At 32.8% G+C, this 21921-nt stretch carries 29 protein-coding genes and 2 tRNA genes; 13 read left to right on the forward strand and 18 right to left on the reverse strand.

Annotation, left to right across the window (positions count from 1 at the left end; genetic code table 11):
* Positions 1–2: 2 nt before the first annotated feature.
* From cobM to petC, 4 genes are read right to left on the reverse strand one after another with little or no spacing between them, the layout of a single operon-like run.
* Complete coding sequence (gene cobM / locus HA146_RS02380; protein WP_209108466.1) at positions 3–758, reverse strand: precorrin-4 C(11)-methyltransferase; 756 nt, start codon at positions 756–758, stop codon at positions 3–5.
* Positions 751–1644 carry a prolipoprotein diacylglyceryl transferase gene (gene lgt, locus HA146_RS02385; RefSeq protein ID WP_209107983.1) on the reverse strand — a complete coding sequence of 298 codons (894 nt, stop codon included), beginning with the start codon at positions 1642–1644 and terminating at the stop codon, positions 751–753. Before lgt ends, cobM begins: the two co-directional genes overlap by 8 nt.
* A gap of 12 nt (positions 1645–1656) precedes the next feature.
* Positions 1657–2610, reverse strand: coding sequence for a cytochrome f (petA, locus tag HA146_RS02390; RefSeq protein WP_209107984.1), 954 nt, complete (start codon positions 2608–2610; stop codon positions 1657–1659).
* A gap of 4 nt (positions 2611–2614) precedes the next feature.
* Entirely contained in the window at positions 2615–3151 is a 537-nt protein-coding gene (petC, locus tag HA146_RS02395; RefSeq protein WP_209083075.1) for a cytochrome b6-f complex iron-sulfur subunit, read from the reverse strand.
* Between the two features lie 123 nt (positions 3152–3274).
* Between petC and HA146_RS02400 the strand changes: the two genes are divergently transcribed.
* Positions 3275–3592 carry a DUF3067 family protein gene (locus tag HA146_RS02400; protein WP_209107985.1) on the forward strand — a complete coding sequence of 106 codons (318 nt, stop codon included), beginning with the start codon at positions 3275–3277 and terminating at the stop codon, positions 3590–3592.
* On the opposite strand, the gene tatC is transcribed toward HA146_RS02400, so the two are convergent.
* The 3 genes from tatC to HA146_RS02415 form a co-directional block, all read right to left on the reverse strand.
* Positions 3561–4319, reverse strand: coding sequence for a twin-arginine translocase subunit TatC (tatC, locus tag HA146_RS02405; RefSeq protein ID WP_209107986.1), 759 nt, complete (start codon positions 4317–4319; stop codon positions 3561–3563). The two genes, HA146_RS02400 and tatC, sit on opposite strands and share 32 nt — an antisense overlap.
* 89 nt (positions 4320–4408) lie before the next feature.
* Positions 4409–4660, reverse strand: a complete 252-nt coding sequence (locus HA146_RS02410) for a hypothetical protein (RefSeq protein WP_025929890.1) — start codon at positions 4658–4660, stop codon at positions 4409–4411.
* A gap of 30 nt (positions 4661–4690) precedes the next feature.
* On the reverse strand, positions 4691–6391 hold the full coding sequence (locus tag HA146_RS02415; protein ID WP_209108467.1) for an NFACT RNA binding domain-containing protein: 1701 nt from the start codon (positions 6389–6391) through the stop codon (positions 4691–4693).
* Positions 6392–6465: 74 nt separating this feature from the next.
* On the opposite strand from HA146_RS02415, the gene gmk reads away from it, so the two are divergent.
* Positions 6466–7020, forward strand: coding sequence for a guanylate kinase (gene gmk, locus HA146_RS02420; protein WP_209107987.1), 555 nt, complete (start codon positions 6466–6468; stop codon positions 7018–7020).
* 15 nt (positions 7021–7035) lie between these two features.
* Here the strand turns inward: gmk and psaJ are convergent, their stop codons facing one another.
* Entirely contained in the window at positions 7036–7170 is a 135-nt protein-coding gene (gene psaJ, locus HA146_RS02425) for a photosystem I reaction center subunit IX (protein ID WP_011376028.1), read from the reverse strand.
* 27 nt (positions 7171–7197) lie between these two features.
* Positions 7198–7752, reverse strand: coding sequence for a Photosystem I reaction center subunit III (locus HA146_RS02430; protein WP_209107988.1), 555 nt, complete (start codon positions 7750–7752; stop codon positions 7198–7200).
* A 75-nt stretch (positions 7753–7827) separates the two neighbouring features.
* Here HA146_RS02430 and tsaD point away from each other — a divergent pair, with 75 nt between their 5' ends.
* From tsaD to HA146_RS02445, 3 genes are all read left to right on the forward strand, one after another.
* Entirely contained in the window at positions 7828–8898 is a 1071-nt protein-coding gene (gene tsaD / locus HA146_RS02435; RefSeq protein WP_209107989.1) for a tRNA (adenosine(37)-N6)-threonylcarbamoyltransferase complex transferase subunit TsaD, read from the forward strand.
* A gap of 5 nt (positions 8899–8903) precedes the next feature.
* A complete protein-coding gene (locus tag HA146_RS02440; RefSeq protein ID WP_209107990.1) occupies positions 8904–9080 on the forward strand; it encodes a high light inducible protein in 177 nt (58 codons plus the stop codon).
* Positions 9081–9243: 163 nt separating this feature from the next.
* A complete protein-coding gene (locus tag HA146_RS02445; protein ID WP_209107991.1) occupies positions 9244–10446 on the forward strand; it encodes a cation:proton antiporter in 1203 nt (400 codons plus the stop codon).
* Here the strand turns inward: HA146_RS02445 and gltX are convergent.
* The 6 genes from gltX to HA146_RS02475 all read right to left on the reverse strand — a co-directional run bounded on the left by gltX (position 10439) and on the right by HA146_RS02475 (position 13288).
* Positions 10439–11878: a glutamate--tRNA ligase gene (gltX, locus tag HA146_RS02450; protein WP_209107992.1), complete on the reverse strand. Its 1440-nt coding sequence runs from the start codon at positions 11876–11878 to the stop codon at positions 10439–10441. The two genes, HA146_RS02445 and gltX, sit on opposite strands and share 8 nt — an antisense overlap.
* A 17-nt stretch (positions 11879–11895) precedes the next feature.
* Positions 11896–11969 (reverse strand) — tRNA-Asp (locus HA146_RS02455).
* A gap of 152 nt (positions 11970–12121) precedes the next feature.
* Complete coding sequence (locus HA146_RS02460; protein ID WP_002807701.1) at positions 12122–12316, reverse strand: hypothetical protein; 195 nt, start codon at positions 12314–12316, stop codon at positions 12122–12124.
* Positions 12317–12351: 35 nt separating this feature from the next.
* Positions 12352–12424 (reverse strand) — tRNA-Trp (locus tag HA146_RS02465).
* 52 nt (positions 12425–12476) lie between these two features.
* Complete coding sequence (gene rplS / locus HA146_RS02470; RefSeq protein ID WP_245157401.1) at positions 12477–12947, reverse strand: 50S ribosomal protein L19; 471 nt, start codon at positions 12945–12947, stop codon at positions 12477–12479.
* Between the two features lie 32 nt (positions 12948–12979).
* Positions 12980–13288 (reverse strand): PepSY domain-containing protein, encoded by a 309-nt coding sequence (locus tag HA146_RS02475; protein WP_209107993.1) that lies wholly within the window; start codon positions 13286–13288, stop codon positions 12980–12982.
* 91 nt (positions 13289–13379) lie between these two features.
* Between HA146_RS02475 and map the strand changes: the two genes are divergently transcribed.
* A complete protein-coding gene (map, locus tag HA146_RS02480; protein ID WP_209107994.1) occupies positions 13380–14219 on the forward strand; it encodes a type I methionyl aminopeptidase in 840 nt (279 codons plus the stop codon).
* A gap of 3 nt (positions 14220–14222) precedes the next feature.
* Here map and HA146_RS02485 read toward each other — a convergent pair whose 3' ends face one another.
* Positions 14223–14942 (reverse strand): SDR family oxidoreductase, encoded by a 720-nt coding sequence (locus HA146_RS02485; protein WP_209107995.1) that lies wholly within the window; start codon positions 14940–14942, stop codon positions 14223–14225.
* A 155-nt stretch (positions 14943–15097) separates the two neighbouring features.
* Here HA146_RS02485 and HA146_RS02490 point away from each other — a divergent pair, with 155 nt between their 5' ends.
* From HA146_RS02490 to HA146_RS02510, 5 genes are all read left to right on the forward strand, one after another.
* Positions 15098–16207 carry a phosphotransacetylase family protein gene (locus tag HA146_RS02490; RefSeq protein ID WP_209107996.1) on the forward strand — a complete coding sequence of 370 codons (1110 nt, stop codon included), beginning with the start codon at positions 15098–15100 and terminating at the stop codon, positions 16205–16207.
* 25 nt (positions 16208–16232) lie between these two features.
* Positions 16233–16745 carry a hypothetical protein gene (locus HA146_RS02495; protein ID WP_011817989.1) on the forward strand — a complete coding sequence of 171 codons (513 nt, stop codon included), beginning with the start codon at positions 16233–16235 and terminating at the stop codon, positions 16743–16745.
* A 68-nt stretch (positions 16746–16813) separates the two neighbouring features.
* Entirely contained in the window at positions 16814–17311 is a 498-nt protein-coding gene (locus HA146_RS02500) for a YajQ family cyclic di-GMP-binding protein (protein ID WP_209107997.1), read from the forward strand.
* A 26-nt stretch (positions 17312–17337) separates the two neighbouring features.
* The gene (locus HA146_RS02505) at positions 17338–17544 is read left to right on the forward strand and encodes a hypothetical protein (protein WP_209107998.1); all 207 of its coding nucleotides are present in this window, start codon (positions 17338–17340) and stop codon (positions 17542–17544) included.
* Positions 17545–17657: 113 nt separating this feature from the next.
* Complete coding sequence (locus HA146_RS02510) at positions 17658–18461, forward strand: prohibitin family protein (RefSeq protein WP_209107999.1); 804 nt, start codon at positions 17658–17660, stop codon at positions 18459–18461.
* Positions 18462–18523: 62 nt separating this feature from the next.
* On the opposite strand, the gene hemL is transcribed toward HA146_RS02510, so the two are convergent.
* Together hemL and xth are read right to left on the reverse strand one after the other, a co-directional pair.
* Positions 18524–19825, reverse strand: a complete 1302-nt coding sequence (gene hemL, locus HA146_RS02515) for a glutamate-1-semialdehyde 2,1-aminomutase (RefSeq protein WP_209108000.1) — start codon at positions 19823–19825, stop codon at positions 18524–18526.
* A 226-nt stretch (positions 19826–20051) separates the two neighbouring features.
* Positions 20052–20897 carry an exodeoxyribonuclease III gene (xth, locus tag HA146_RS02520; RefSeq protein ID WP_209108001.1) on the reverse strand — a complete coding sequence of 282 codons (846 nt, stop codon included), beginning with the start codon at positions 20895–20897 and terminating at the stop codon, positions 20052–20054.
* Between the two features lie 71 nt (positions 20898–20968).
* Between xth and HA146_RS02525 the strand changes: the two genes are divergently transcribed.
* Together HA146_RS02525 and HA146_RS02530 are read left to right on the forward strand one after the other, a co-directional pair.
* Positions 20969–21253, forward strand: a complete 285-nt coding sequence (locus HA146_RS02525; protein WP_209108002.1) for a hypothetical protein — start codon at positions 20969–20971, stop codon at positions 21251–21253.
* 39 nt (positions 21254–21292) lie between these two features.
* Positions 21293–21892 (forward strand): hypothetical protein, encoded by a 600-nt coding sequence (locus HA146_RS02530; protein ID WP_209108469.1) that lies wholly within the window; start codon positions 21293–21295, stop codon positions 21890–21892.
* Positions 21893–21921: the final 29 nt, after the last annotated feature.

A 21921-nucleotide genomic window follows, 5' to 3' on the forward strand; every position in this document is an offset into this window, starting at 1 on the left:
GATTATTTATTTCTAAAGAGATGTCTATATGATGGATTGTATAGATTTGACCTGTTTTCAGAATTATTAATTGCTGGGCTAATTATGTAAATAGTTGTTCTAATTAATTTTTTTTCAATAGAAAAATTTTCCATATCTTTTAATTCTATTAATGATGTCCAACCATCATCCCAAGATACTCTGAATCCAACAATAACTTTAGTCTCTGGGGGATAAAACTCTAGTAAAGTTTCTTGAGACCTTTTTACATGCCTAGCACTTAGATAAAGGCATAAAGAGGAATTATGTTTCGCAAGATCTTTCAGAGATTCTTTCGCGGGCATACCAGTTCTTCCTCCTGCTCTTGTTAAAATTATTGTTTGCGTTACGTCAGGGATAGTTAACTCAGCTTCATGATATGCTGCTGCGACTTGAAAAGCACTTACACCTGGAATAACTTCGATTTCAATTTTTTCTTTTTTTAAAATTTCTATTTGTTCTCTAATCGCGCCAAAAAGACAAGGGTCTCCATCATGCAATCTTATAACAGTTTTCCCTTCCTGAAATTTTTTTATCATAATTGAGGTGATTTGCTCTAAGTTGAGCGAACTCGTTTTTATATTTTCAGAACCTTCTTTAGAAAAATCTAAAATCTTTTCAGGAATTAGAGAATCAGTCCAAATAATGACATCTGCAATTTTTATCTTTTTTAAAGCTTTTAGTGTTAATAAATCGGGATCGCCCGGACCAACGCCAATAAAGGATATTTTTTTATCCATTCTTTCTGTTTTTACCACTATATGTTCTTAATCTTAAAAAAAATATTCCAATTAATCCAGAAGAAAATAGAAAAATACTTATAAATTGAGCCATTCTTATACCGCCACTACAGAAAGGCGGAAGCCCACCAATACATAGTGGATCAGTTCTTAAGCCTTCAATCCAGAATCTTCCAAAGCTATAACTTATTAAATAAAGACAGCTAATAAAGCCAGGCCTAAAAAAATCTGTTTTATTCTGTTTATTAAAGATAAAAATAAGGAGGATGAATATTAAAAAATTCCACAATGACTCATAGAGAAAAGTAGGATGAAAAAATTCGTAATTAATAAATTCTAAAGGCCTATTTTGGATAGGTATAAATAATTTCCAAGGCAAATTTGTAGGCACTCCAAAGGCTTCGTTATTGAAAAAATTCCCCCACCTTCCTATAGATTGTCCAAGAATAATCGAGGGTATTAATATATCTATAAAAGTTTTTAAATGAATGTTTTTCGATTTACAGAAATAAATAATAGATAATAATCCTCCAATTAGACCTCCATGGATTGCTATGCCTCCTTCCCAAACTGCCAGAAAAGAAGGTATTTGAATGGTGTTATTGAATAGTTCTAAAGAAGTAAAAAAGTTCTCTCCGCTATATTGCCTCCACTCAAATATTACGTAATAAGCTCTAGCTCCAATTATTGCAAAGATTATTAATGATGGAAGTATTTCACTAATGTATTGTGGGTTAATATTCCTTGCCTTTGCAAGTTTTTTAGAGACAAATAGGCCTATTAAAACTGAAACCGAAATTAGTAATCCATACCATCGAATTGTAAGAAATCCTAAATTTAAAAATGTTTCACCTGGAGATTGTATAAAAGCTTGAAATATAAGCATTTAGAAAGAAAGTTAGATACCCTCTGCTGCTTGCACTTTTTCTACTTGTTTTTTCTTTAATACTAAAAGTATTTGTGTTAGACCTACACCAATAAAGAATGCAATTAATCCAATTACTCTGTAGGGGCTTTGAAGTACAACTTCAGCATCTAATTGCCCAAAGCCGCCAACGTTGGGATCATTAGTAAGTGGATCACCTGCATTAATTTTGTCTTGTGCTTTTACGATAATTTGAGGACCAACAGGTACTGATTCAGTAGTTATCTCACCATTATCGTTTTCTATATTGATCTTATAGCTACCATCTTCAATTGTGTCTATTGAATTAATAGTTCCTGAACTGGAAGAGGTGAAAACTACATTATTGCTTTTGTCTCCAGTTGGGTATACCTGACCTCTACCTCTATTGCCTCCTATATGTAACGAGTATTTCCCATAGTGATATTCTTTATTAGTTGATGGATCAGGGGAAAGTACAGGGAAAACGATTTCTTTATTGGTATCGCCGGGCAAAGGACCAACGATGATGATATTATCTTTCTCTTCACTGTAATTAGTGAAATAAACCCCTTCTGTCTCCTCTTTGATTTCTTCGGTCCATCTTTCTTGTGGAGCAAGTTTAAAGCCATCAGGCAGCATTACAACGGCACCAACTTGTAATGGAACTTCAGAACCATCAGCTCCGATCTCTTTCAAGTCATTTTTGTAAGGTATTTTGACAACAGCTTTAAAAACACTATCAGCACCAACAGATTGCGGAACCTCTGCAATAGTAGGCATTTGAGCTAGATGACAATTCGCACAGACTATCTTTCCTGTAGCTTCTCTTGGGGATTCGTAGTTTTGCTGAGCCCAAAATGGATAAGCAAAAGTGGTCTTAGGATAAAATACAATGCTCGAAATGAAGAGCAGAGTGAAGATGAATAAAGTTGTTTTTCTCATGATTTGATTTTTAAGATCTTTCATTTTTTTATGCCCACCAAGGATTTTCATTAGTTCTAAAGTCTGTTTCTGACCATTGTTTTACAAGTACGGCATCATCTTCAATATCTACATGAGCCAGTGCTAAAGATAAAGGAGCAGGACCTCTGACTACCTTCCCATTTGTATCGTACTGACTACCATGACAAGGACATATAAATTTATTAGCGCCACTATCCCATGGGACAACGCAACCTAAATGAGTACAAATTGCATTTAAACCAAATTCTCCTATTTCCCCACCCTCATTAACTATTAAATAAGTTGGATCTCCTTTGAGACCCTGTACTAGGCTTCTGTCACCTGCTTGATGGTTGGCTAACCATCCTGTCTTAGTTACTGGATTCCCTAATTCATCTTTAGCAGAAGTTCCACCACCACCACCACCTGCTCTTAAAGGCATGAAATAATTAGCTACGGGATAGAGGGCTCCTAAAGCTACACCAGTCGCAGTACCAAATGTAAGAAGATTCATAAATTGCCTTCGACCCATTGAAGGGACATCATTGGAACTTAATTGAGTCATTCGCTACTTGGTTCTGTTATTTAATATTTATTATGGATCAAATTGCTCAATTTCTGTTGCAAATAGATAGGACTTTTAATAATTTAAAGTAAAAGTTTTGGAAGTCTTAATTATTTGATTCAAATGAAACCATTACTAGTTGATGAAGTTATTCATTATTTGATTCATCGCTGGGGAAAAAAATATGACTTTAGACTCTTTAGAAGAGGAAAATTTGTCTATTTTCAAATGATGTGGGGATTCCTTGGACAGGAATCATTTCCTCTAAGTGAAGTTGAATATAAAAAATCGATAGCAGATAAAATTGAGATTTTAAATAGAGGTGGATACTCAGAGGAAGTAAGGGAATGGCTAAAGAAAGTCAATGCTAGGCCAAGGTTAGGTAGAGCTGTCAGCTTGAAATTAAATATTAATGAGAAGATGAAAGAGTTTTTGACTTGAGATTTTCTGATAAGTAAGTTAATCCAGTACCCACAAAAAATAAAAATACAATCGATATAGATAGCAATGACATTGTCAATGGGTCTGTTGAAGGGGTAATCACTGCAGATAAGATTGCGGAGGAGATTACAACTATTTTCCAATTCGAAATCATTTTCTCTGTAGTAATTATTCCAAGAGAACCAAGAATAAATTGTAATACTGGTAATTGAAAAGCTAATGCAGTGCTAGACATTAATAAAAGAACGAAATCAAAATATCTCTCTATCGACCATGTTGGTTCAACAATGTCAGCACCAAAAGTAATAAAGAAATTAATGGCGGCAGGAACTAATATCCACCATGAAAAAATTAATCCTAAAAAAAATAGAAGACCTGAACCAAAAACTGCGGGCAAGATAAGGCTTTTTTCTTGTTTTGTTAATCCAGGTGAGATGAACAATATTATTTGATAAAAAATATAAGGCATAGAAACTATTAACCCGCTGTAACCTGCAACTTTAATAGCGACAAATAAAAACTCTCCTGGAGCAAGTTGTAATAAATGAATATCGCCAGCTGGAATTTCTAAAAAAGATATTAATGGCTTTATAATTAGAAAACTAAAGAATATTGAAATAAGTATTGAGTAAATTGAGTTTAGTATTCGTTGACGAAGCTCTTCTAAATGATCACTAAAAGTCATTCTATCTGAAGATTTATTTTCACCCTGACCTGTACCTTTCATTATTGTTTGATAAAGATTTTGTAAGAAAAAGGTTTAAAATTACTCTCGCCAAAGTCAAATTTTATTTTTGATCAATTTAGTTATTTGCTTCATTTAGGATTGGTTGGATCTGGTAATAAGAAAGGAGGGGCATCATTTAAAGATGATTCTCCATAAGTTTCATACTCTCTATACCCACCCATTTTTCCATTTGTTTTCATTAGAGCACTTACGAAGGCAAGTAATAAGAAAACAGTAGGAGCTCCAATTATTAATGCAGCGCCAAATAGATATCCAACAATAAATTCTGGAAAACTATGATTTCCTAAAAATTCATGAGTACCCAAAAGAAAATCAAACATTTAGATTTATAAATTTTTTTTTATTATAAACTAAATTACAGTTTTAAGATTTTTTTTAATGTAATCTTCTCCTCTTGTAGGATTTCCCCAAATAATTTCTACATTTTTAAAGGAAACGCATCCAGGTCCTCCTTTTTTTATTTTTTGCAAATCTTTAATCTTTACTAAATTAATTGGAACTTTAATGTTTCTTTTTGCCTTACTAAATAAAGCAGCTAGATCTGCAGCAATTTGAAGATCTTGTTCAGATGCTGCTTGAGATGAAGACTTTAAAACCACATGACTTCCTGGAGATTCCTGTGCATGAAACCATAGATCGCCCTTTTTTGAAAACTTAAAGCTTATTAAATCATTTTGCCTCATATTTCTCCCAACTTGAAGCTTCAATCCTGTAGGAGTATCAACTTGCATTGGTGAAGATTGTATCTCAGATGAACTTTTCTTATCTTCTCTTTGCCTCTTTAGATGAATATTAAACTCGTTACAAATTTCTTCAATAATTTCTTCTAATAGTTTAATTTTTACAATCAGATCTTCATGATTTAAAGAATTTAGATTTTCTAAAAGTGTAGTGAATTCATCTAATCTATCCAGATTAGTTTTGTAAATATTGAGTCTTTCTTTTATCAATTCTCTAGATCTTTTTAGTTTTTTTGATTTTTTATAGAGTTTTTGTCCTCTAATAATATCTTGTTTTTTGATCTCATTTGTTGTGAATATCTTGTCAGCTTTTTCTTTATATACTTTGTAGTTTTCTGACTTTGATAGAAGATCATATTGAGCATTTAAATTCTTTTTTTCATTATTAGTTTGTTTGAAAATTATCCCTTCAATTTTTTTTACTAAGAATTCAAGTTTTTTTTGTTTTAAATGATAATCATAATAATTCTCTAAACCAGTGCATAAATCTATTTTATTTTCACAGTTAATTTCTTTATCTAAAAACCAAACGCAATAAAAACATTTATTAAATATTGAAAAATTAAAGTTATTGTTGTTAAACCTATTTATCCATATCTTCCAACTTTTAAATATCTCCTTTAAGTTCGCATCGCTAATGAAATCAATATTTTTTTCCATTATTTCCGAATAGCTAGTGTTACTAACTACCTCTAATTGTTTTGTGAGGATAGGGCTTACTCCTTGGTAGGTATTTATTAAACAGTATTTTAAAGATTCAGGTACTGTTGAAATTGAGTCTTTCCATGATTGAAAAGACTCATCTTCTCTAGGTCGTTTTTTGAGATTGACTGGAGGGTCAGAATAAATTGACCCTGTTGAAATTGTTCTAAAACTAGATTGACTTGAATTGATTTGCTTACCTACTGCAATTATTTTATATTTATTATCCAAATAAAAAATATTACTATGTTTTCCCATTAACTCAAAAATTAAATACTTGCTAATATCATCTCCAGGTTTTTTTGCAAAACCAAATTTTATAACTCTCTCGAAATCATCTTGATTAATCGAAATTAAAGCCATATATTTTAATCCGTATCTGATTTGTTTAGAAAGTGTGCTTTCTCTTCCAATCTTTTCTGGCTTATTTATCTTTAGTATTCTGGGAGAGTCACCATTCCATGAAACTTCTAACCAAGTTTGAGAATCAACGCCTCTGAAACATAATTGAATAGTATTAGGCTGTGGTTGTTGGGCAGTTTCGAACTTTGTAGGTAAAATGTTCTTTGTTAAATAATGCAAGACAGATCTAATCGATGTAATATCCATTATCTGCGGCACACTTTTTTGCATTATTTCTTTTTAATTCACAAGATGTTCATTTTACTGTAAAACTTTTTTATATGAAAAATCAAAAAAAACTCATTATCCTTACCGGACCTAGCGGGGTGGGTAAAGGAACTGTTGTTAAAGAAATATTAGGTAAAGATAAAAATATTTGGCTTTCAATATCTGCAACCACTAGAGAACCTAGAGAGGGAGAGAAGGAGGGAGAAAACTATTACTTTTTGAATCAAGAAAAGTTTAAAGAAATGATTAAAAAAAACCTTTTTCTTGAATGGGCTCAATTTGCTGGGAACTATTATGGAACTCCTTTATCTTCTGTCAATGAGAAAATTAAAAAGGGATTTAACGTTTTACTTGAAATTGAAGTGGAAGGTGCTAAGCAAATAAAGGAAAAGTTTCCTGAATCACTTTCAATATTTTTACTCCCTCCGGACAAAGCAGAGCTAGAGAGAAGAATAAGAAATAGGGGCACAGAAAAAGAAGAGGCAATTAAAAAAAGACTCTTAAGGGCTAGTTATGAGATTTCAGTATCAAATCAATTTGATTTTCAATTAACAAATCACAATGTTGATGAAACAGCTAAAAGAATAATCAAGTTAATACAAACTTGACTATTCTCTCTCTAATCAGCTCATTGGGTGGAATAATAAGTCTGGGAAAAATCTATTAAATTCAATAATGATTCCTGCGGTCATAGTAATCCAAGCTGCTGCTACGACAGGAGCTGATCTCATGTATTTTGTACTAAATAGTTTGAACATTTTTTTGATTAATATTTAAGTTAAGGTTTAGCGTGGACCATTTAGAGTGATGTTTTTATCTGATTCTCTAAGTTCTCCACTTCTTCCTTGCTTGTTTGCAAGTAATGGCCACTGGGCTCCTTTTATAAGACATTTCTGGGCTAGCCCGAAGTCTATAAAGATTTCCATGTCAGCAGGATTTTTAGTCTTTTTAGATTCAATTAGATACTCTCTCCCTGACCAACCAATTATGCCAGCAATATATATAAATATTGTGCCTGGAATAAGAAGGTCTCCTTCATGGCCTCTGTTTAAAAGTGCTCCCCATGGTTCTAATGGGGCTCCCAAAATTAAATGAGGTAAGCCATCATCACCGCAAGATGCTTTGCCATATCTTTCAAATCTTGCTATGTCTTTTTGAGTAGTAGCAGAACTTGCTCTCTCAATGAACCTAGGATTTTCAGAGCATTTATTGAGTGCTGATGCAGTAAATTCTGTGCTTGCTCTGTCTGCGTTTAAGGCAGGCCCATTAGCAGCTAAGGCAATTGGAGTAATTCCTAGGAACAGAAAAAACGAGGTTATGATTGAAAAAAAGAATTTCATAAGTTGCAATCTTTAATTCCTTTATAGTGTGTTAAGTAAGAAATTAATATTAAAATAGAACAAGTTGAACCAAATATGCGTAAAGTTTTAGCTATTGAAACAAGTTGTGATGAGACATCTGTCTCAATAGTTTCTAATATTGGCGATACTTTCATTATTCATTCAAATATCATTGCATCTCAAATTGAGGATCATTCAAAATGGGGAGGAGTTGTTCCTGAACTTGCAGCTAGAAAGCATCTAGAGTCATTACCTTTTGTTTTAGAAAAGGCTTTAACAGTATCAAAAATGAAAATTGAGGAAGTTGATTATATTGCATCAACTGTAGCTCCTGGATTAGTTGGATGTTTGCGAGTTGGATCCATAACTGCAAGATCACTTTGCATGTTACATTCAAAGCCATTCTTGGGAATTCATCATTTAGAGGGGCATTTATCTTCAATTCTATTTTCAGAAAACTATCCAAAGAAATCTTTTCTTACATTACTTGTGAGTGGCGGACATACAGAATTGATAAAGGTTGATAATAGAAGGGGAATGCAAAGACTTGGAAAAAGTTTTGATGATGCAGCTGGAGAAGCCTTTGATAAAGTTGGAAGATTATTAGGTCTTAGTTATCCCGGAGGACCGGCAATTGAAAAGATTGCTAAAAATGGGGATCCTATGAAATTCAATTTACCAAAATGTAGGATTTCTGATAAAAAGGGCGGATTTCTTAAATATGATTTCTCTTTTAGTGGTCTAAAAACTGCTGTTTTAAGATTAGTTGAGAAAATAAATTTAGACGGTAAGACTGTCCCAGTTCCTGATATTGCTGCAAGTTTTGAGAGGGTAGTGGCAGAGGTCTTGGTAGAGAGAACTATAAGATGTGCAATAGATCATAGCTTGGATAATATTGTTGTTGTTGGAGGAGTGGCTGCTAATAATACATTAAGAAAAATGATGATTAATGAAGCTAGTAAAAAATCTATTAAAGTTCATTTAGCTCCCCTTAATCTTTGTACAGATAATGCGGCGATGATTGGAGCAGCAGCGTTGTTCAGGATCAAATTTAAGGATCATTTAAGTTCCCTTAAATTAGGTGTATCAGGAAGACTATCAATTGAACAAGCCAATACCCTTTATGAAGAAAACCCTCCTTTCTAACTTCAATGAACAAACAACCTAAAATCGAGATTAAAGAAACAAAAAACCTTGTTGATAAGCAGGAACTGAATTTATGGAAAAGAGGGTTTACCCCGCAAGCTGAAATATGGAATGGAAGGATGGCAACTATTGGTATAGGAATAATTCTTATTGTTATTGCTTTAATAAGCCAATTTTCCTAGTAGAGAAAAATTGTTTGACTTATAAGTGGTTTTGAGAGATTTAATGGATTTGAGCTTTGTTCAGCTGATTAATTAAATTAAAAAGTATTCTATTTAATGGACTTGTGATGAGATTATTGATTTAATCAAAATAATTAATAGTTTTTATTATTTATAAGTTTATATGACGCCTGAAAGGCTTGGATTACTTTGGGGAATAACTGTATTCGCAGGTGCTTGTGCTCGACTATTCTCTTCTTTTACAGGATTCCCAAGTGTTGTTATTTTATTACTTTCTGGATTATTCATCGGAAGATCAGGCTTAGGATTAGTTGAGCCTTTAGATCTTGGACAAGGGCTTGAAACTATTGTTGGACTTTTAGTCTGCTTAGTTCTATTTGAAGGGGGACTGAATTTAAAATTGCCTGAAGGGAATATAAGAAATACTGTTTTGAAAATTTCATTATTAAGACTATTTATTTCATTATCAGCTGGAATCTTTATTGCTCATTGGCTGGCTGGTCTTTCATGGCAAGTTGCAGGAATATATAGTGCCATAGTTCTAGCTACTGGACCAACAGTAGTCTCTCCATTAGTTGAACAAATAAAATTAACTTCCCCTCTTTCGGAAGTTTTAAAAGCTGAGGGGTTGTTACTTGAACCAATTGGTGCAGTCCTAGCTTTGTTACTTTTAGAACTGACTTTAGGGGACCTACGTGGGATTAACGATGTATTTATTGCATTAATGCAAAGATTAGGGGGCGGAGTTCTAATAGGTTTAAGTTCAGGATGGTTACTATCAGAAATTTTAAAAAAAATAAAAAATGAAGCCTCATTTGGTATAGAACTCCAGGTTACCCTTGGTTTTATTTTCCTTGTGTATGGAATTTGTGAATATTTTTTACCAGAATCAGGATTGCCTGCATCTGTCGCTTCAGGATTTATTGTGGGTAAAAGAGAAATAATTGATAAGGATAGATTGGATAATCTAATAGGTGAATTGGCTCAATTAGCAATAACAGTTCTTTTCCCTCTTTTGGCAGCGGATGTTTCTTGGGGTGAATTAAGTCCGCTGGGTTGGGGAGGGGTGGTTTGCGTTTTTATGATAATGATAATTGTTCGTCCTATTGCTATCTTTTTAGCAACAATGGGCAGAGAATTAAACTTAAAGGAAAAAGTATTTTTAGCCTGGTTAGCTCCAAGAGGTATTGTTACTGCAGCAGTAGCCTCTCTTTTTTCTATCAGATTAGAGCAGGCTGGTATCCTTGGGGCTGGACGTCTACAAGGCTTAGTTTTTCTTACTATATTAATGACAGTAGGAATTCAAGGACTTACGGCTAAACCTTTGGCGAATCGACTTGATTTAGCACAAAAAAATACTAGATAGTAATAAGACATCTTTCAATTCTCAATAGATCACTTTGACTCTCTGAGAAGAGTTCCCAACTTTGAATTAAATCTGGCCCACTTAGACAACCAAAAAAGGCCACTCTTAATGATTTCATTAAAATCCCTTTTTTTACATTATGCCTTTTTGAGATTTCGTTTATTATTTCCTTGGCTTTCTCTTTATCTAGTTTTACGGTCTTTTGTTCTATTAAATAATTTAATATAAGTTTTAGAGAAGCTTTGCTATCAATGTTTTCGAGAAAATTTTGACCCTCTTTTTGAATTGGCGGTAATAAGAAAAATGGTTTTGATTGATCAATAGCATCTTTTAAAAGGATCATCGAGTCTCTAATCAAAGTTACTAATTTTATAGCCCATTCTTTAGATGGAGGTTCCCAACCTAAATCATCCCAGTATCTCTGAATGATCTTACTTAACTTGATTGAATCCATATTCTTTATATATTGAGAATTAATCCAGTTTAGTTTTTCCCAATTGAATTTTGCTCCAGCTTTATTTATATCTGATAAGTCAAAAATTTTAGATATCTCGTCAAGTGAGAGTATTTCACCCTCAACAGATTTTGGGGACCAACCTAGAAAGGCCATATAGTTTGCTAACGCTTCAGGTAAATATCCCATATCTTTAAATTCGTCGATTGAAGTAACGCAATCTCTCTTAGATAATTTTTTCCCTTCTTCATTTAGTATTAGAGGAGTATGTGAAAACGTTGGTAATTTAAAATCTAATGCTTTATAGATCAATATTTGTTTAGCAGTATTTGAGATATGGTCTTCCCCCCTAACTACATGAGTGATATTCATGAAATTATCATCAATTACAACTGCAAGATTATACAAAGGATCTCCAATCTCATATTCCAAAGCCCTTCTTGATAAGACTAAATCTCCCCCCAAGTCCTTGCCTTGCCATTTAATCTCGCCCCTTATCTGATCTACCCATGTGATTTTTATTTTTTCGTCAATCTTAAACCTAATTACGGAAGTCCTTCCTTTGGATATGAATGTTTCTATTTCTTCTTTTGAAAGATTTCTGTGCCTATTGTCATGCTTAGGGGGTAATCCTTTCTTTTTTTGTTCTTCTCTTAGCTCAGAAATCTCATCTTCTGTAGTAAAGCATCTATATGCAGCTCCACATTCCAACAGCTTTTTGATGTAGTTTTTGTGAATAGAAATTCGTTCACTTTGATTCACAGGCTCTTCATCCCATTTAAGTCCAAGCCATTTCAAACCTTCTAATATATTTGCTGTGTATTCAGATTTAGATCGGAGAAAATCTGTATCTTCTATTCTGATGAGGAATTTACCTCCTATTTTTTGCGCATACAACCAGTTGAATAATGCTGTTCGAGCTGTACCAATATGAAATAAACCTGTTGGACTTGGAGCTAATCTTAAACGTTTTTCCAAATTTTTTTAGAAAAAAACGGGACCGACGGGATTCGAACCCGCAACTTCCGCCGTGACAGGGCGGTGCTCTAACCAGTTGAACTACGGTCCCAGTGCTTTTAGTTCTAAATTTAATTAGAACTTCATTCTTAAAATTATCAGATGATAATACTGAATTAATGTTGTTGTAATAAAAAAAATTTATTAATTTGAGGAATTTAAAGAAATAGTTAGTTTTAGGGCTATCTAAAAATGAAAAACTATTTATTTTTGAGGTCTAAAGCCAGCAGGTTCTATCAATCTAACTTGATTACCTCTGGCGGTAAATTCTCTGCCTTGGTCACTTTGTACAACAACTCTTCCACCAGATTTAACTCTGATGACTCTTGCACGAACCCATCCTAAAGCTGCTGATTCGAGGACTTTAACTACGTCCCCAGGTTGAAGATCTAACTCCATCTTATGAAAAAATGATTTACATAATGTTGATTAAACGCGTCGTGGAGGACTTGAACCCCCGACATCAGGTTTTGGAGACCTGCGTTCTACCAACTGAACTAACGACGCATTTAAAGATTATAAGCGTCTTTGTGACCAATAAGCTTGTTAAGTTACAAGTTTATCGATCAAAGCGTTGTTTTACGCGAGTAGCTTTTCCTACTCTATCTCTTAAATAGAATAACTTAGCTCTCCTTACTTTACCTCTACGTTCAACTTTTAGAGAGGCAACTTGTGGACTATGTAGCATAAATACTCTTTCAACACCTATTCCTTGGAAAATTCTTCTAACTGTAATTGTTTGGTTAAGACCCCCATGCCTTTTTGCTATGACAACACCTTCATAAGGTTGAACTCTCTCTTTGTTACCTTCTGTAATTCTCACACCAACTTTAACAGTGTCTCCAACATAAATTTCGGGTAATTCTTTTTTTAATTGTTCATTTTCAAATTCCTCAATAAGGTTGTAATAATTTATTTTCTTTGTAGTTTCAGAAACTATGTTTTTTCCTTTCTCTTCAACTGCCACATCAATTGATCCGTCAGTTTTGATGCTGTTTTCTAACTCATTTTCTTGTTTCTCTTTAGCCATTTTAGTCTTTTTTGTCCTACAAGTTTAATATCTTAACCCTTTGACTCGCCTTTAGTAACCTTTTTGGTAAATGAAATTGTTTTTGAAAACATTTGGAATCCTGTTATGAGCATCCATAAAACTCCAAGAGAATTTAAAAATACATATATTAATTCTCCATTATTTCCAAGCCATTCCCCCTCATGGAGCGACATTAACCAATGAACTTGGTCTCTAGAGTAACCTAATAAATCTTTTGAAATCCTATAAATAAGCCCAGTAATTGCAGATAAAAATAATGGAAGAAAAACCCAAGGAGCCAAAGCTTTATGAAATTGCCTAGAATTATTTAAAAAATTCATTCCTGTTTCCCATTGTTATTGATAGATTTAAGATAGCCAAGTCCATAATGGCTATTTTGATGATATTTACCTATTACCATTATTTATTCCAATGAAACATTTTGCAGATCTTTTATTAAATAAAAATAATTCCAAAACTAATGATCAAGTTCCATTCATTCAGAGGAGTAGAGGAATTGAAATAAAGTCTGCACGAGAAATAAATTTGATGAAAAAATCTAGCAGAATAGTAGCAACAGTTCTAAGGGAAATTAATGACTTAATTAAACCGGGAATGAGCACAAAAGATTTAGATGATTTCGCAGAAAAGAGGATAAAAAGTTTTGGAGCTGTGCCAAGTTTTAAAGGTTATCATGGTTTCCCTTCTAGTATTTGTTCTAGTATTAATAATGAGGTCGTTCATGGAATACCAAGTAAAAATAAAATAATTAAGAATGGTGACTTAGTTAAAATTGATACAGGGGCATTTTTAGATGGCTTTCATGGCGATAGTTGTATATCAATATGTGTAGGAGAAGTTAGTTCAAAGGCTCAAAACCTTAGTGAAGTAGCATTTAAAGCTTTATATGCGGGGCTTTCAAAAATCAAGGCAGGGAATACACTTCTTGATGTGGCTGGTGAAATTGAAGATATTGTTATAAAAAATGGATTTAGTGTTGTCGAAGATTATACAGGTCATGGAGTTGGAAGAAATCTTCACGAAGAACCTTCAGTATTCAATTTTCGAACCAACGAATTGCCAAATATAGTTCTTCGTGAAGGAATGACATTAGCTGTGGAACCTATAGTTAATGAAGGGAGTAAATTTTGTAAAACATTAAATGATAGATGGACGGTTATAACAAAAGATGGAAAATTATCGGCTCAGTGGGAGCATACAATAGTTGTTTTAAAAGATGGTATTGAAATATTGACAGATAGAGATTTCTAGCCACTAAGATTTGTACTTATAGATAAGTTGGCAATACAAAAAAATAAATAACTCTTTCAAGGGGAAAAGTAGGTAAGTTAATGGATTTGGACTAATTATTATTAAATGACTTTTCGAATTGGCTAAATCATAAATCCTCTTGGAAACAAATTTGGGACTCATAATCCCAATAGGATTTAGTTCTGATTTGAAAGGTCCTAAGATGATTTTCTTTATAATTAATTTTTTCTTAGTATCTTTGTTAAGAAGATTTTTCTTGAAAGAAACTAATTTGCCAATTAGGGATTTACTTATCTCATATGATGGATTTAGGGCTGGTAATATTTCTGCTTCAGATGTGTTAATCCAAATCTCTTTTTTTATTAATGACTTATTTGTTAAGGCAATATCTTCAAATAAATTTAAAAATCTGAATTTGCTTAATGCATTTATTTCGATTGAGTTTTCATAATTTAAATTTTCTCTACTCAAATTATAAATGCCGTGATTCAAAATTAAAATATCTATCTTTCTTAGATGCTTTTTTAATGTTGATTCTTTCCCGCATTCCCATTTAATCCATTCGTTAGGAGATGCAAAATTTTTTTCAGGATTGGTTTTACTATGAGTGAATCCAATCACTTTATGTCCTTTCTGACGAAACAACTTTATTAGTTCTTGCCCTAGTGCTCCCGAAGCCCCAGTAATTCCAATAGTTTTTTCGTTTTCCATTGTATTTGTCATTTTTTTTTTGATTTTGATGAATAATCAAATTACTAAAATAAATTTACTGAAAAAAATATTTTTTTACTTATTTGATTAAAACTCATAAATAAATATTTGTTTAGTTCAAAAAAAAATATTATCTTGAACCTATTGATAGATAATTTAAAAAAATTATGAGCAATATATTATTAATTGGTTCATGTGAACCATTTAGCGGGAAGTCTGCATTGGTTCTTGGGATAGCAAAGAGACTCTTACAGGAGAAAAAAAAAGTACGTATTGGTAAACCTCTAGCAACATGTATAGAACTTACTAATCTACCTTCAATGTCTTACGAAGGATTAATAGATGATGATGTTAAGTTTATTGGATCTACATTAAATATTGAAGAGGAGAATTTAATTTCTTCTGTAGGATTATTGGATAATATATCAGCTGAAAAACGAATCTCTAATAAAGACTTGCTTCCTGGAAAAGGTTTTGATCAAATTTTGGAATTGGTTAATGATGATTTTGAAGGATTAAATATTCTTGAAGCGGCTGGAAGTCTGCATGAAGGAATGATTTATGGTTTAAGCCTCCCACAACTAGCTGAGAGTTTAGACGCGAAAGTTTTAATTGTGAATTTATGGGAAGATTGTAAAAGCGTAGATGCATTACTTGATGCAAAAAAACAATTAGGAGATCATTTGGCAGGAGTTGTATTGAATGCAGTTTTACCTCAAGAAGTTGAAACAGTTAAGAATCAGATAATATCTTCTCTTGATGACATGAATATTGAAGTGTTTGGAGTGATGCCTAAATCACCTCTCCTAAGAAGTGTCACTGTCGGTGAACTTGTAAGAAGATTAAATGCCGAAGTACTTTGTTGCCCTGAAAAAGATCAATTACTTGTTGAAACATTAAGCATTGGTGCAATGGGTGTTAATTCTGCAATGGAATTTTTCAGACGGAGACGAAATATGGCTGTAGTTACTGGAGCTGACAGAACTGATATTCAACTTGCGGCCTTGGAAGCTTCGACGCAATGCCTCATTTTAACCGGTTTGGGAGAACCTTTGTCACAAATGATTCATAGAGCAGAGGAATTGGAAGTGCCAATTTTAAAAGTCGAATTAGACACTCTTGCTGCCGTAGAAATTATTGAACAAGCTTTTGGTCATGTCAGAATACATGAATCAATTAAAGCTTCTTATGCTGTTCAATTAGTTCAGGAGCATGTAAATCTAAAAAGAATTCTAGAAAAGATAGATTTTCCCTGCAATTTTTCAGATAAATGCTAATTTCAAATATAGGTACAATTTTATTTTGAGTCGCTCTTTAGATCTACCAGCAACTGAAGGCGTTGATGCCTTAGCTCAAGAACTTGCAAAACTCCAAGATAATGGGAAGAGGAGGATTGCTTTCTTGGGCAGTAGACATGTACCAGTTGTCGATATCCACTTAATTGAGTTAATAGCAAGGTCCTTAGCAGAGGAGGGACATAATATTCTTACATCTGGATCTCAAGGGGTTAATGCTGCTGTTATTCGAGCTGTGTTAGATATTAATCCATCATTATTGACTGTTTTATTACCACAAAGCCTTGATAGACAAATACCCGAAATCAAGGATCAACTTGAACGGGTTATGCATTTGGTTGAGAAAAGTGAAAATGATGAATTACCTTTGCCATTAGCCAGTAGCCTTTGTAATCAAGAAATTATTACTAGGTGTGATCAACTAATATGTTTTGCCTTTCACGATAGTGAAACCTTACTAAATAGTTGTAGATGCGCTGAAGAAATGGGAAAAGTGGTTAGTTTGTTATTTTTTGATTAGATTAATACATTTCCCCTTTATTAAATCTGATTTATGCTGAATAATAATCTTGCGTTTAAAAAATTACGATGGCAGAAAGTTTTTCATTTGATGTGGTTTCTGATTTTGAGAGACAGGAATTAGTTAATACTTTGGATCAAGTAAAAAGAGAGATTTCTCAGCGTTACGATCTGAAAGGAACTGATACTTCAGTTGATTTAGATAAAGAAAATATTTTTATAACAACTAATAGTGAACTAACCTTAAATGCTGTAAATGACATAATTAGACAAAAGGCAATAAAAAGAAACTTATCTTTAAAGATTTTCGACTACGGTGAAATTGAAATAGTGAGTGGTAATAGAGTGAAACAGACAATTCTGTTAAAACAGGGCATTAAACAAGAAATAGCAAAAAAAATTAGTAAAAATATTAGAGATCAAATAAAAAAGATTAATGTCAGCATCAATGGAGAAACACTCAGAGTCTCGAGCAAGAGCAAAAATGATCTTCAATTAGCAATTAAACTTGTTAGTGACTTGGAAGAGTCTTTAAACATTCCTCTAAAGGCTGCTAACTTTAGATAAAATATTTAATAAGACTATTTAACAAAATGGCATATTATCCAGAATCTCTTATTAAAAAATTGTTTATTAAGGTAAAAGAATATCCTCGTTTTTCAGATGGAGAAATAGAAAAATTTTGTTGGATGGCAGTTCATGAACATAAGCATGGTGTTTTGCCCTCTGAATATGACATTAGGGAGATAGATGAGGACCTTTATTTACAACTTTTGCATGAATTTAAATTAAACATTTAATAAAATAATATTTATATCTCTTTTTACAATTATTAAAAAAATATTTTAATTAAATGCGTTATTAATGCACTAATTAGTCTATTTAAATATGATTAATTAAAAGAATAAATTTAATGTCAACATCCTTTAAAAATGTCACACCAACAGGTCCTGGTGGGACAGCAACATTACTGATTGTATTATCTTTCACTGGTTTCCTTTTGCTCACCCAATCCCTATTTGTTGTTCCGTCTGGACAAGTTGCAGTAGTTACAACATTAGGGAAAGTAAGTGGCCCCTCTCGGAGAGCTGGTTTAAACTTTAAACTTCCATTTATTCAGTCTGTATTTCCATTTGATATTAAAACTCAAGTTCAACCAGAAAAATTTGAAACTTTAACTAAAGATCTTCAGGTTATTAGGGCTACAGCTACTGTTAAGTATTCAGTAAAACCTAATGAAGCAGGAAGAATTTTTGCAACCATTGCAAGCAGAAATAGCGATGTTTATCAAAAAATTGTCCAGCCATCTTTACTCAAAGCTCTAAAATCAGTTTTTTCTCAATATGAGCTAGAAACAATTGCTACTGAATTTGCAGTGATTTCTGAAAAAGTAGGAGATACTGTGGCTCAAGAACTAAATTCATTCGATTATGTAGATGTTAAAAGTTTAGATCTTACCGGATTAGAGATTGCTGAAGAATACAGAGCTGCTATTGAACAAAAGCAAATAGCTGGTCAGCAATTACTAAGAGCAAAGACAGAAGTGGAAATTGCTGAACAAGAAGCACTTAGATATGAGACATTAAATAAAAGTCTCGACGATCAAGTACTTTTCAAATTATTTCTTGATAAATGGGATGGAAGTACACAAGTTGTTCCTGGCCTTCCAGGTTCAGAAGGAAGAACTCCCCCAGTAATAGTTGGTGGCAAAAGATAATTTTTTAAAATTAATTTTTCTTTATCAGTTAATCATTTACTTATTTTTCTTTAAGTAAATGATTATTTTTTTATCTCATTAAAAGATTGATCAAAAGCCTCGATAGTTTTATCAATTTCTTCTTCGCTATGAGCTAGTGATGTGAAACCAGCTTCAAAAGGACTTGGCGCCAAGTAAATTCCTCGTTGAAGCATCTGCCTATGCAACTTCCTAAAAAGTTCAGCATCATTTGTTTTAGCTTCTTCAAAGTTCCTAACTGGACCATCACATAAGAAAAATCCAAACATAGCGCTTACACTTCCACCGTTAATAGCTATTCCATTATTCTCTGCAGACTGAATTATCCCTTCAATTAATCTAGAAGTTGTTGAATCTAGTTTATCGTATGTACCTTCTTGTTTAAGTAGTTCAAGAGTTTTTATTCCAGCAGTCATTGCGAGTGGGTTTCCGCTCAAAGTGCCTGCCTGGTATACCGGTCCAGAAGGCGCTACCATTGACATTATTTCTTTCTTGCCTCCATAAGCTCCAACAGGTAGGCCTCCACCAATTACTTTCCCAAGTGTGGTTAAATCAGGAGTAACACCAAATTTTTCTTGAGCGCCTCCATAACTTATTCTGAATCCAGTCATTACTTCGTCAAAAACTAATAGGGATCCATTCTCAGTTGTTAATTCTCTTAATCCTTCCAAGAATCCAGGCTCTGGAGTAATAAATCCAGCATTACCAACAATAGGCTCAAGAATCACTCCTGAAATGGCATCAGGATTTTCAGAAAATAATTTTTTTACTGCTTCAAGATCATTGTAGGGAGCAGTAAGTGTGTTAGCAGTTGTTGTTCGTGGAACCCCTGGAGAATCTGGTAAACCTAGAGTGGCAACACCTGATCCTGCTTTCACTAAAAACATATCTGCATGGCCGTGATAGCAACCATCAAATTTAATAACTTTATCTCTTCCAGTAAATGCTCGCATAAGCCTCAAAACAGCCATACAGGCTTCAGTTCCGCTATTAACAAATCTAACCATTTCTACAGATGGGACTGCATCTATTACCATTTCAGCAAGTTTGTTCTCTAAAACGCATGGAGCACCAAAGCTAGTGCCTTTTTCAATTGCTTCCTGTAATGCCGTTGTAACTTCAGGGTGAGCATGTCCACATATAGCTGGCCCCCAACTTCCTATATAATCAATATATCTATTTCCATCAATATCCCAAGCAAAAGGACCTTTGACTCTATCAAAAACAATGGGCTGACCTCCTACAGACTTAAAAGCTCTTACTGGAGAGCTAACTCCTCCGGGCATTAATTCTTGGGCGGCAGAAAAAATTTCTTCTGATTTGGTGCAATTTAATATTTCAGTCACAATTTAACTAAATGATGCTTTGAGAAAAAATTTGTCATGTTCTAAATTAGAAATAAGTGAAAATTTTGTCAATCAGATTGAAATTCTACATTATGATATTTTTATTGCGATAATTTGGATTGTAAATTATTAATTTTTAGGAAATCACGATAGAAATCAATATTATCCCAGATAACTCTTTATTAATAAGCGTTTTCAGGTATTAAAGAAAATTAAATTATTTTATTTATATTTCGAAAAAATTATCCTCATCCTCAAAAAAATCTTCATTTGTGTCGTTTAAGTTAAGATCTATCATTACTGGGGCATGATCACTTGGACGTGAATTCCCTCTAGGTGAGCTGTCTATGACACAACTTTTAAGTTTTGATGACAGTTCTTTGCTGATGTATATATGGTCTATTCTCCAACCTTTATTTAATTCATATGCGTTATTACGGTAATCCCACCAACTCCAATGGCCAGTATTTTTTTCAAAAATCCTGAAAGAATCTATTAATCTTTCTTTCAGAACATTATTTAGGGCATTTCTCTCAATCTCAGATGCCATTATTCCTCCTTCATATTTCTTTGGATCATGAATATCTAAGTTAGATGGAGCAACATTAAAATCACCCATAAGACAAATTAATTCTCCTTTTTTTTCTTGCTCATCCAAAAATGAAGCTAAACAACTTAACCAATTAATTTTGTATCCGAACTTACTAGATTCTAGAGAAGATCCATTTGGTACATAGACATTTATTATCTTAATACCATTAATATCAGCAGAAATTAATCTTTTTTGATCTAAGAAAATGTCTATATTTTGATCAGAGTCGGGACTACCGTAGAATCCTTTTTTAACATTTTCCGCTTTTATTTTTGAAATAATAGCAACACCGTTGTATGATTTTTGTCCGTAGACCTCCACTGAGTATCCTAATTTTTCAAAAGGTTCAATTGGGAAACTATCATCTATAACTTTTGTTTCCTGCAAACATAGAATATCTGGATTGACTTGATTCATCCAATCTATTATTTGTGAAAGTCTGGTTCTTATAGAGTTAACATTCCAAGTTGCTATTAACAAATTTCTACCAAATTATGTAAAATTAAGTTAGCAGAAATTTTGGGCATTAAAGAACTTTGAAATTAAATAAAATGAAAAATTATTTTTGCAAAAGCCTACCTAAGTCAACATATTTAATGATTTTTTTTATTTCCTTAATTTCCTTAAAAGGTGATTTCTTAAAGGCTGAATATTTATTTGAAGAATTAGAAATCGATAACTCAACAAAAGCAGAAGAGGATGGTTCAGTTTTCCCCACCAATCCATTTGAAATTGTGGAAATGATTAGGAGACAAAATAGTATGAATGATGCGACTAGTCCTTCTGATGCTATTGACGATGCGTTAAAGTCTTTTAATAGTTTGGAGGAAAAATAAGAAATTTAATACGATAAATTGTCATTTCAAAATCTTAATATGTTAAAAAACCCTATCCCACAAGTTACTAATCAATTGCAGTACAGAGCAATCGGTATTATTAATGGTAAATTTACTCCCCATGACAGTGAGCAATTAAATAGAGGCTTTTTAACTGATAATGAAGGCGAAAAAATTGAAACAGTAGTACTAGGTAAAGCATTATCACTGTTAAAAAAGCATATTGATTTAAAGAAAAGTTATTATTGGGTTGTTTATCCAAAGAATAAAAATACTCAAAACTTGCATTTACAGATTGCAGGAATATGGGATCCTTACCAACTGAATGATTTCCCAAATAATTCTTCAAAAACAAAATTTGAAATATTATTGGAGGAATTAGATTTAAAAGATAATTATTTTTCTGTTAGAGGAGAATTAGTTTATGTAAACACTAAAAAACAAGAAATTGTTATTAAAATTTGCTCTGCTTCAAAGTTAAAGAATTTAAAAAATAAAAATTTTAAATTAGTCATAAAAGGTGAGCTTTCTCTTGACCTTCTTAATAGTTTTGTAAGTTTAGATGTCAATAGAGATGGAAAGACTTTGAAATTAATCAGGTACAAAGTTATTGAAAAAGATCTTTCTGAAAATAACTAGAATGAAAGGTTGATTTTTATCGTAATTTT

It is taken from the genome of Prochlorococcus marinus CUG1416 (genome assembly GCF_017695965.1).
Lineage (GTDB): Bacteria > Cyanobacteriota > Cyanobacteriia > PCC-6307 > Cyanobiaceae > Prochlorococcus_A.

Excerpts from the sequence above, each read along its gene's own strand:
- cobM (WP_209108466.1), bottom strand. The coding sequence starts at position 758 with ATGGATAAAAAAATATCCTTTATTGGCGTTGGTCCGGGCGATCCCGAT.
- lgt (WP_209107983.1), bottom strand. The coding sequence starts at position 1,644 with ATGCTTATATTTCAAGCTTTTATACAATCTCCAGGTGAAACATTTTTA.
- petA (WP_209107984.1), bottom strand. The coding sequence starts at position 2,610 with ATGAAAGATCTTAAAAATCAAATCATGAGAAAAACAACTTTATTCATC.
- petC (WP_209083075.1), bottom strand. The coding sequence starts at position 3,151 with ATGACTCAATTAAGTTCCAATGATGTCCCTTCAATGGGTCGAAGGCAA.
- HA146_RS02400 (WP_209107985.1), top strand. The coding sequence starts at position 3,275 with ATGAAACCATTACTAGTTGATGAAGTTATTCATTATTTGATTCATCGC.
- tatC (WP_209107986.1), bottom strand. The coding sequence starts at position 4,319 with ATGAAAGGTACAGGTCAGGGTGAAAATAAATCTTCAGATAGAATGACT.
- HA146_RS02410 (WP_025929890.1), bottom strand. The coding sequence starts at position 4,660 with ATGTTTGATTTTCTTTTGGGTACTCATGAATTTTTAGGAAATCATAGT.
- HA146_RS02415 (WP_209108467.1), bottom strand. The coding sequence starts at position 6,391 with ATGGATATTACATCGATTAGATCTGTCTTGCATTATTTAACAAAGAAC.
- gmk (WP_209107987.1), top strand. The coding sequence starts at position 6,466 with ATGAAAAATCAAAAAAAACTCATTATCCTTACCGGACCTAGCGGGGTG.
- psaJ (WP_011376028.1), bottom strand. The coding sequence starts at position 7,170 with ATGTTCAAACTATTTAGTACAAAATACATGAGATCAGCTCCTGTCGTA.
- HA146_RS02430 (WP_209107988.1), bottom strand. The coding sequence starts at position 7,752 with ATGAAATTCTTTTTTTCAATCATAACCTCGTTTTTTCTGTTCCTAGGA.
- tsaD (WP_209107989.1), top strand. The coding sequence starts at position 7,828 with ATGCGTAAAGTTTTAGCTATTGAAACAAGTTGTGATGAGACATCTGTC.
- HA146_RS02440 (WP_209107990.1), top strand. The coding sequence starts at position 8,904 with ATGAACAAACAACCTAAAATCGAGATTAAAGAAACAAAAAACCTTGTT.
- HA146_RS02445 (WP_209107991.1), top strand. The coding sequence starts at position 9,244 with ATGACGCCTGAAAGGCTTGGATTACTTTGGGGAATAACTGTATTCGCA.
- HA146_RS02460 (WP_002807701.1), bottom strand. The coding sequence starts at position 12,316 with ATGGAGTTAGATCTTCAACCTGGGGACGTAGTTAAAGTCCTCGAATCA.
- rplS (WP_245157401.1), bottom strand. The coding sequence starts at position 12,947 with ATGGCTAAAGAGAAACAAGAAAATGAGTTAGAAAACAGCATCAAAACT.
- HA146_RS02475 (WP_209107993.1), bottom strand. The coding sequence starts at position 13,288 with ATGAATTTTTTAAATAATTCTAGGCAATTTCATAAAGCTTTGGCTCCT.
- map (WP_209107994.1), top strand. The coding sequence starts at position 13,380 with ATGAAACATTTTGCAGATCTTTTATTAAATAAAAATAATTCCAAAACT.
- HA146_RS02485 (WP_209107995.1), bottom strand. The coding sequence starts at position 14,942 with ATGACAAATACAATGGAAAACGAAAAAACTATTGGAATTACTGGGGCT.
- HA146_RS02490 (WP_209107996.1), top strand. The coding sequence starts at position 15,098 with ATGAGCAATATATTATTAATTGGTTCATGTGAACCATTTAGCGGGAAG.
- HA146_RS02500 (WP_209107997.1), top strand. The coding sequence starts at position 16,814 with ATGGCAGAAAGTTTTTCATTTGATGTGGTTTCTGATTTTGAGAGACAG.
- HA146_RS02505 (WP_209107998.1), top strand. The coding sequence starts at position 17,338 with ATGGCATATTATCCAGAATCTCTTATTAAAAAATTGTTTATTAAGGTA.
- HA146_RS02510 (WP_209107999.1), top strand. The coding sequence starts at position 17,658 with ATGTCAACATCCTTTAAAAATGTCACACCAACAGGTCCTGGTGGGACA.
- HA146_RS02525 (WP_209108002.1), top strand. The coding sequence starts at position 20,969 with ATGAAAAATTATTTTTGCAAAAGCCTACCTAAGTCAACATATTTAATG.
- HA146_RS02530 (WP_209108469.1), top strand. The coding sequence starts at position 21,293 with ATGTTAAAAAACCCTATCCCACAAGTTACTAATCAATTGCAGTACAGA.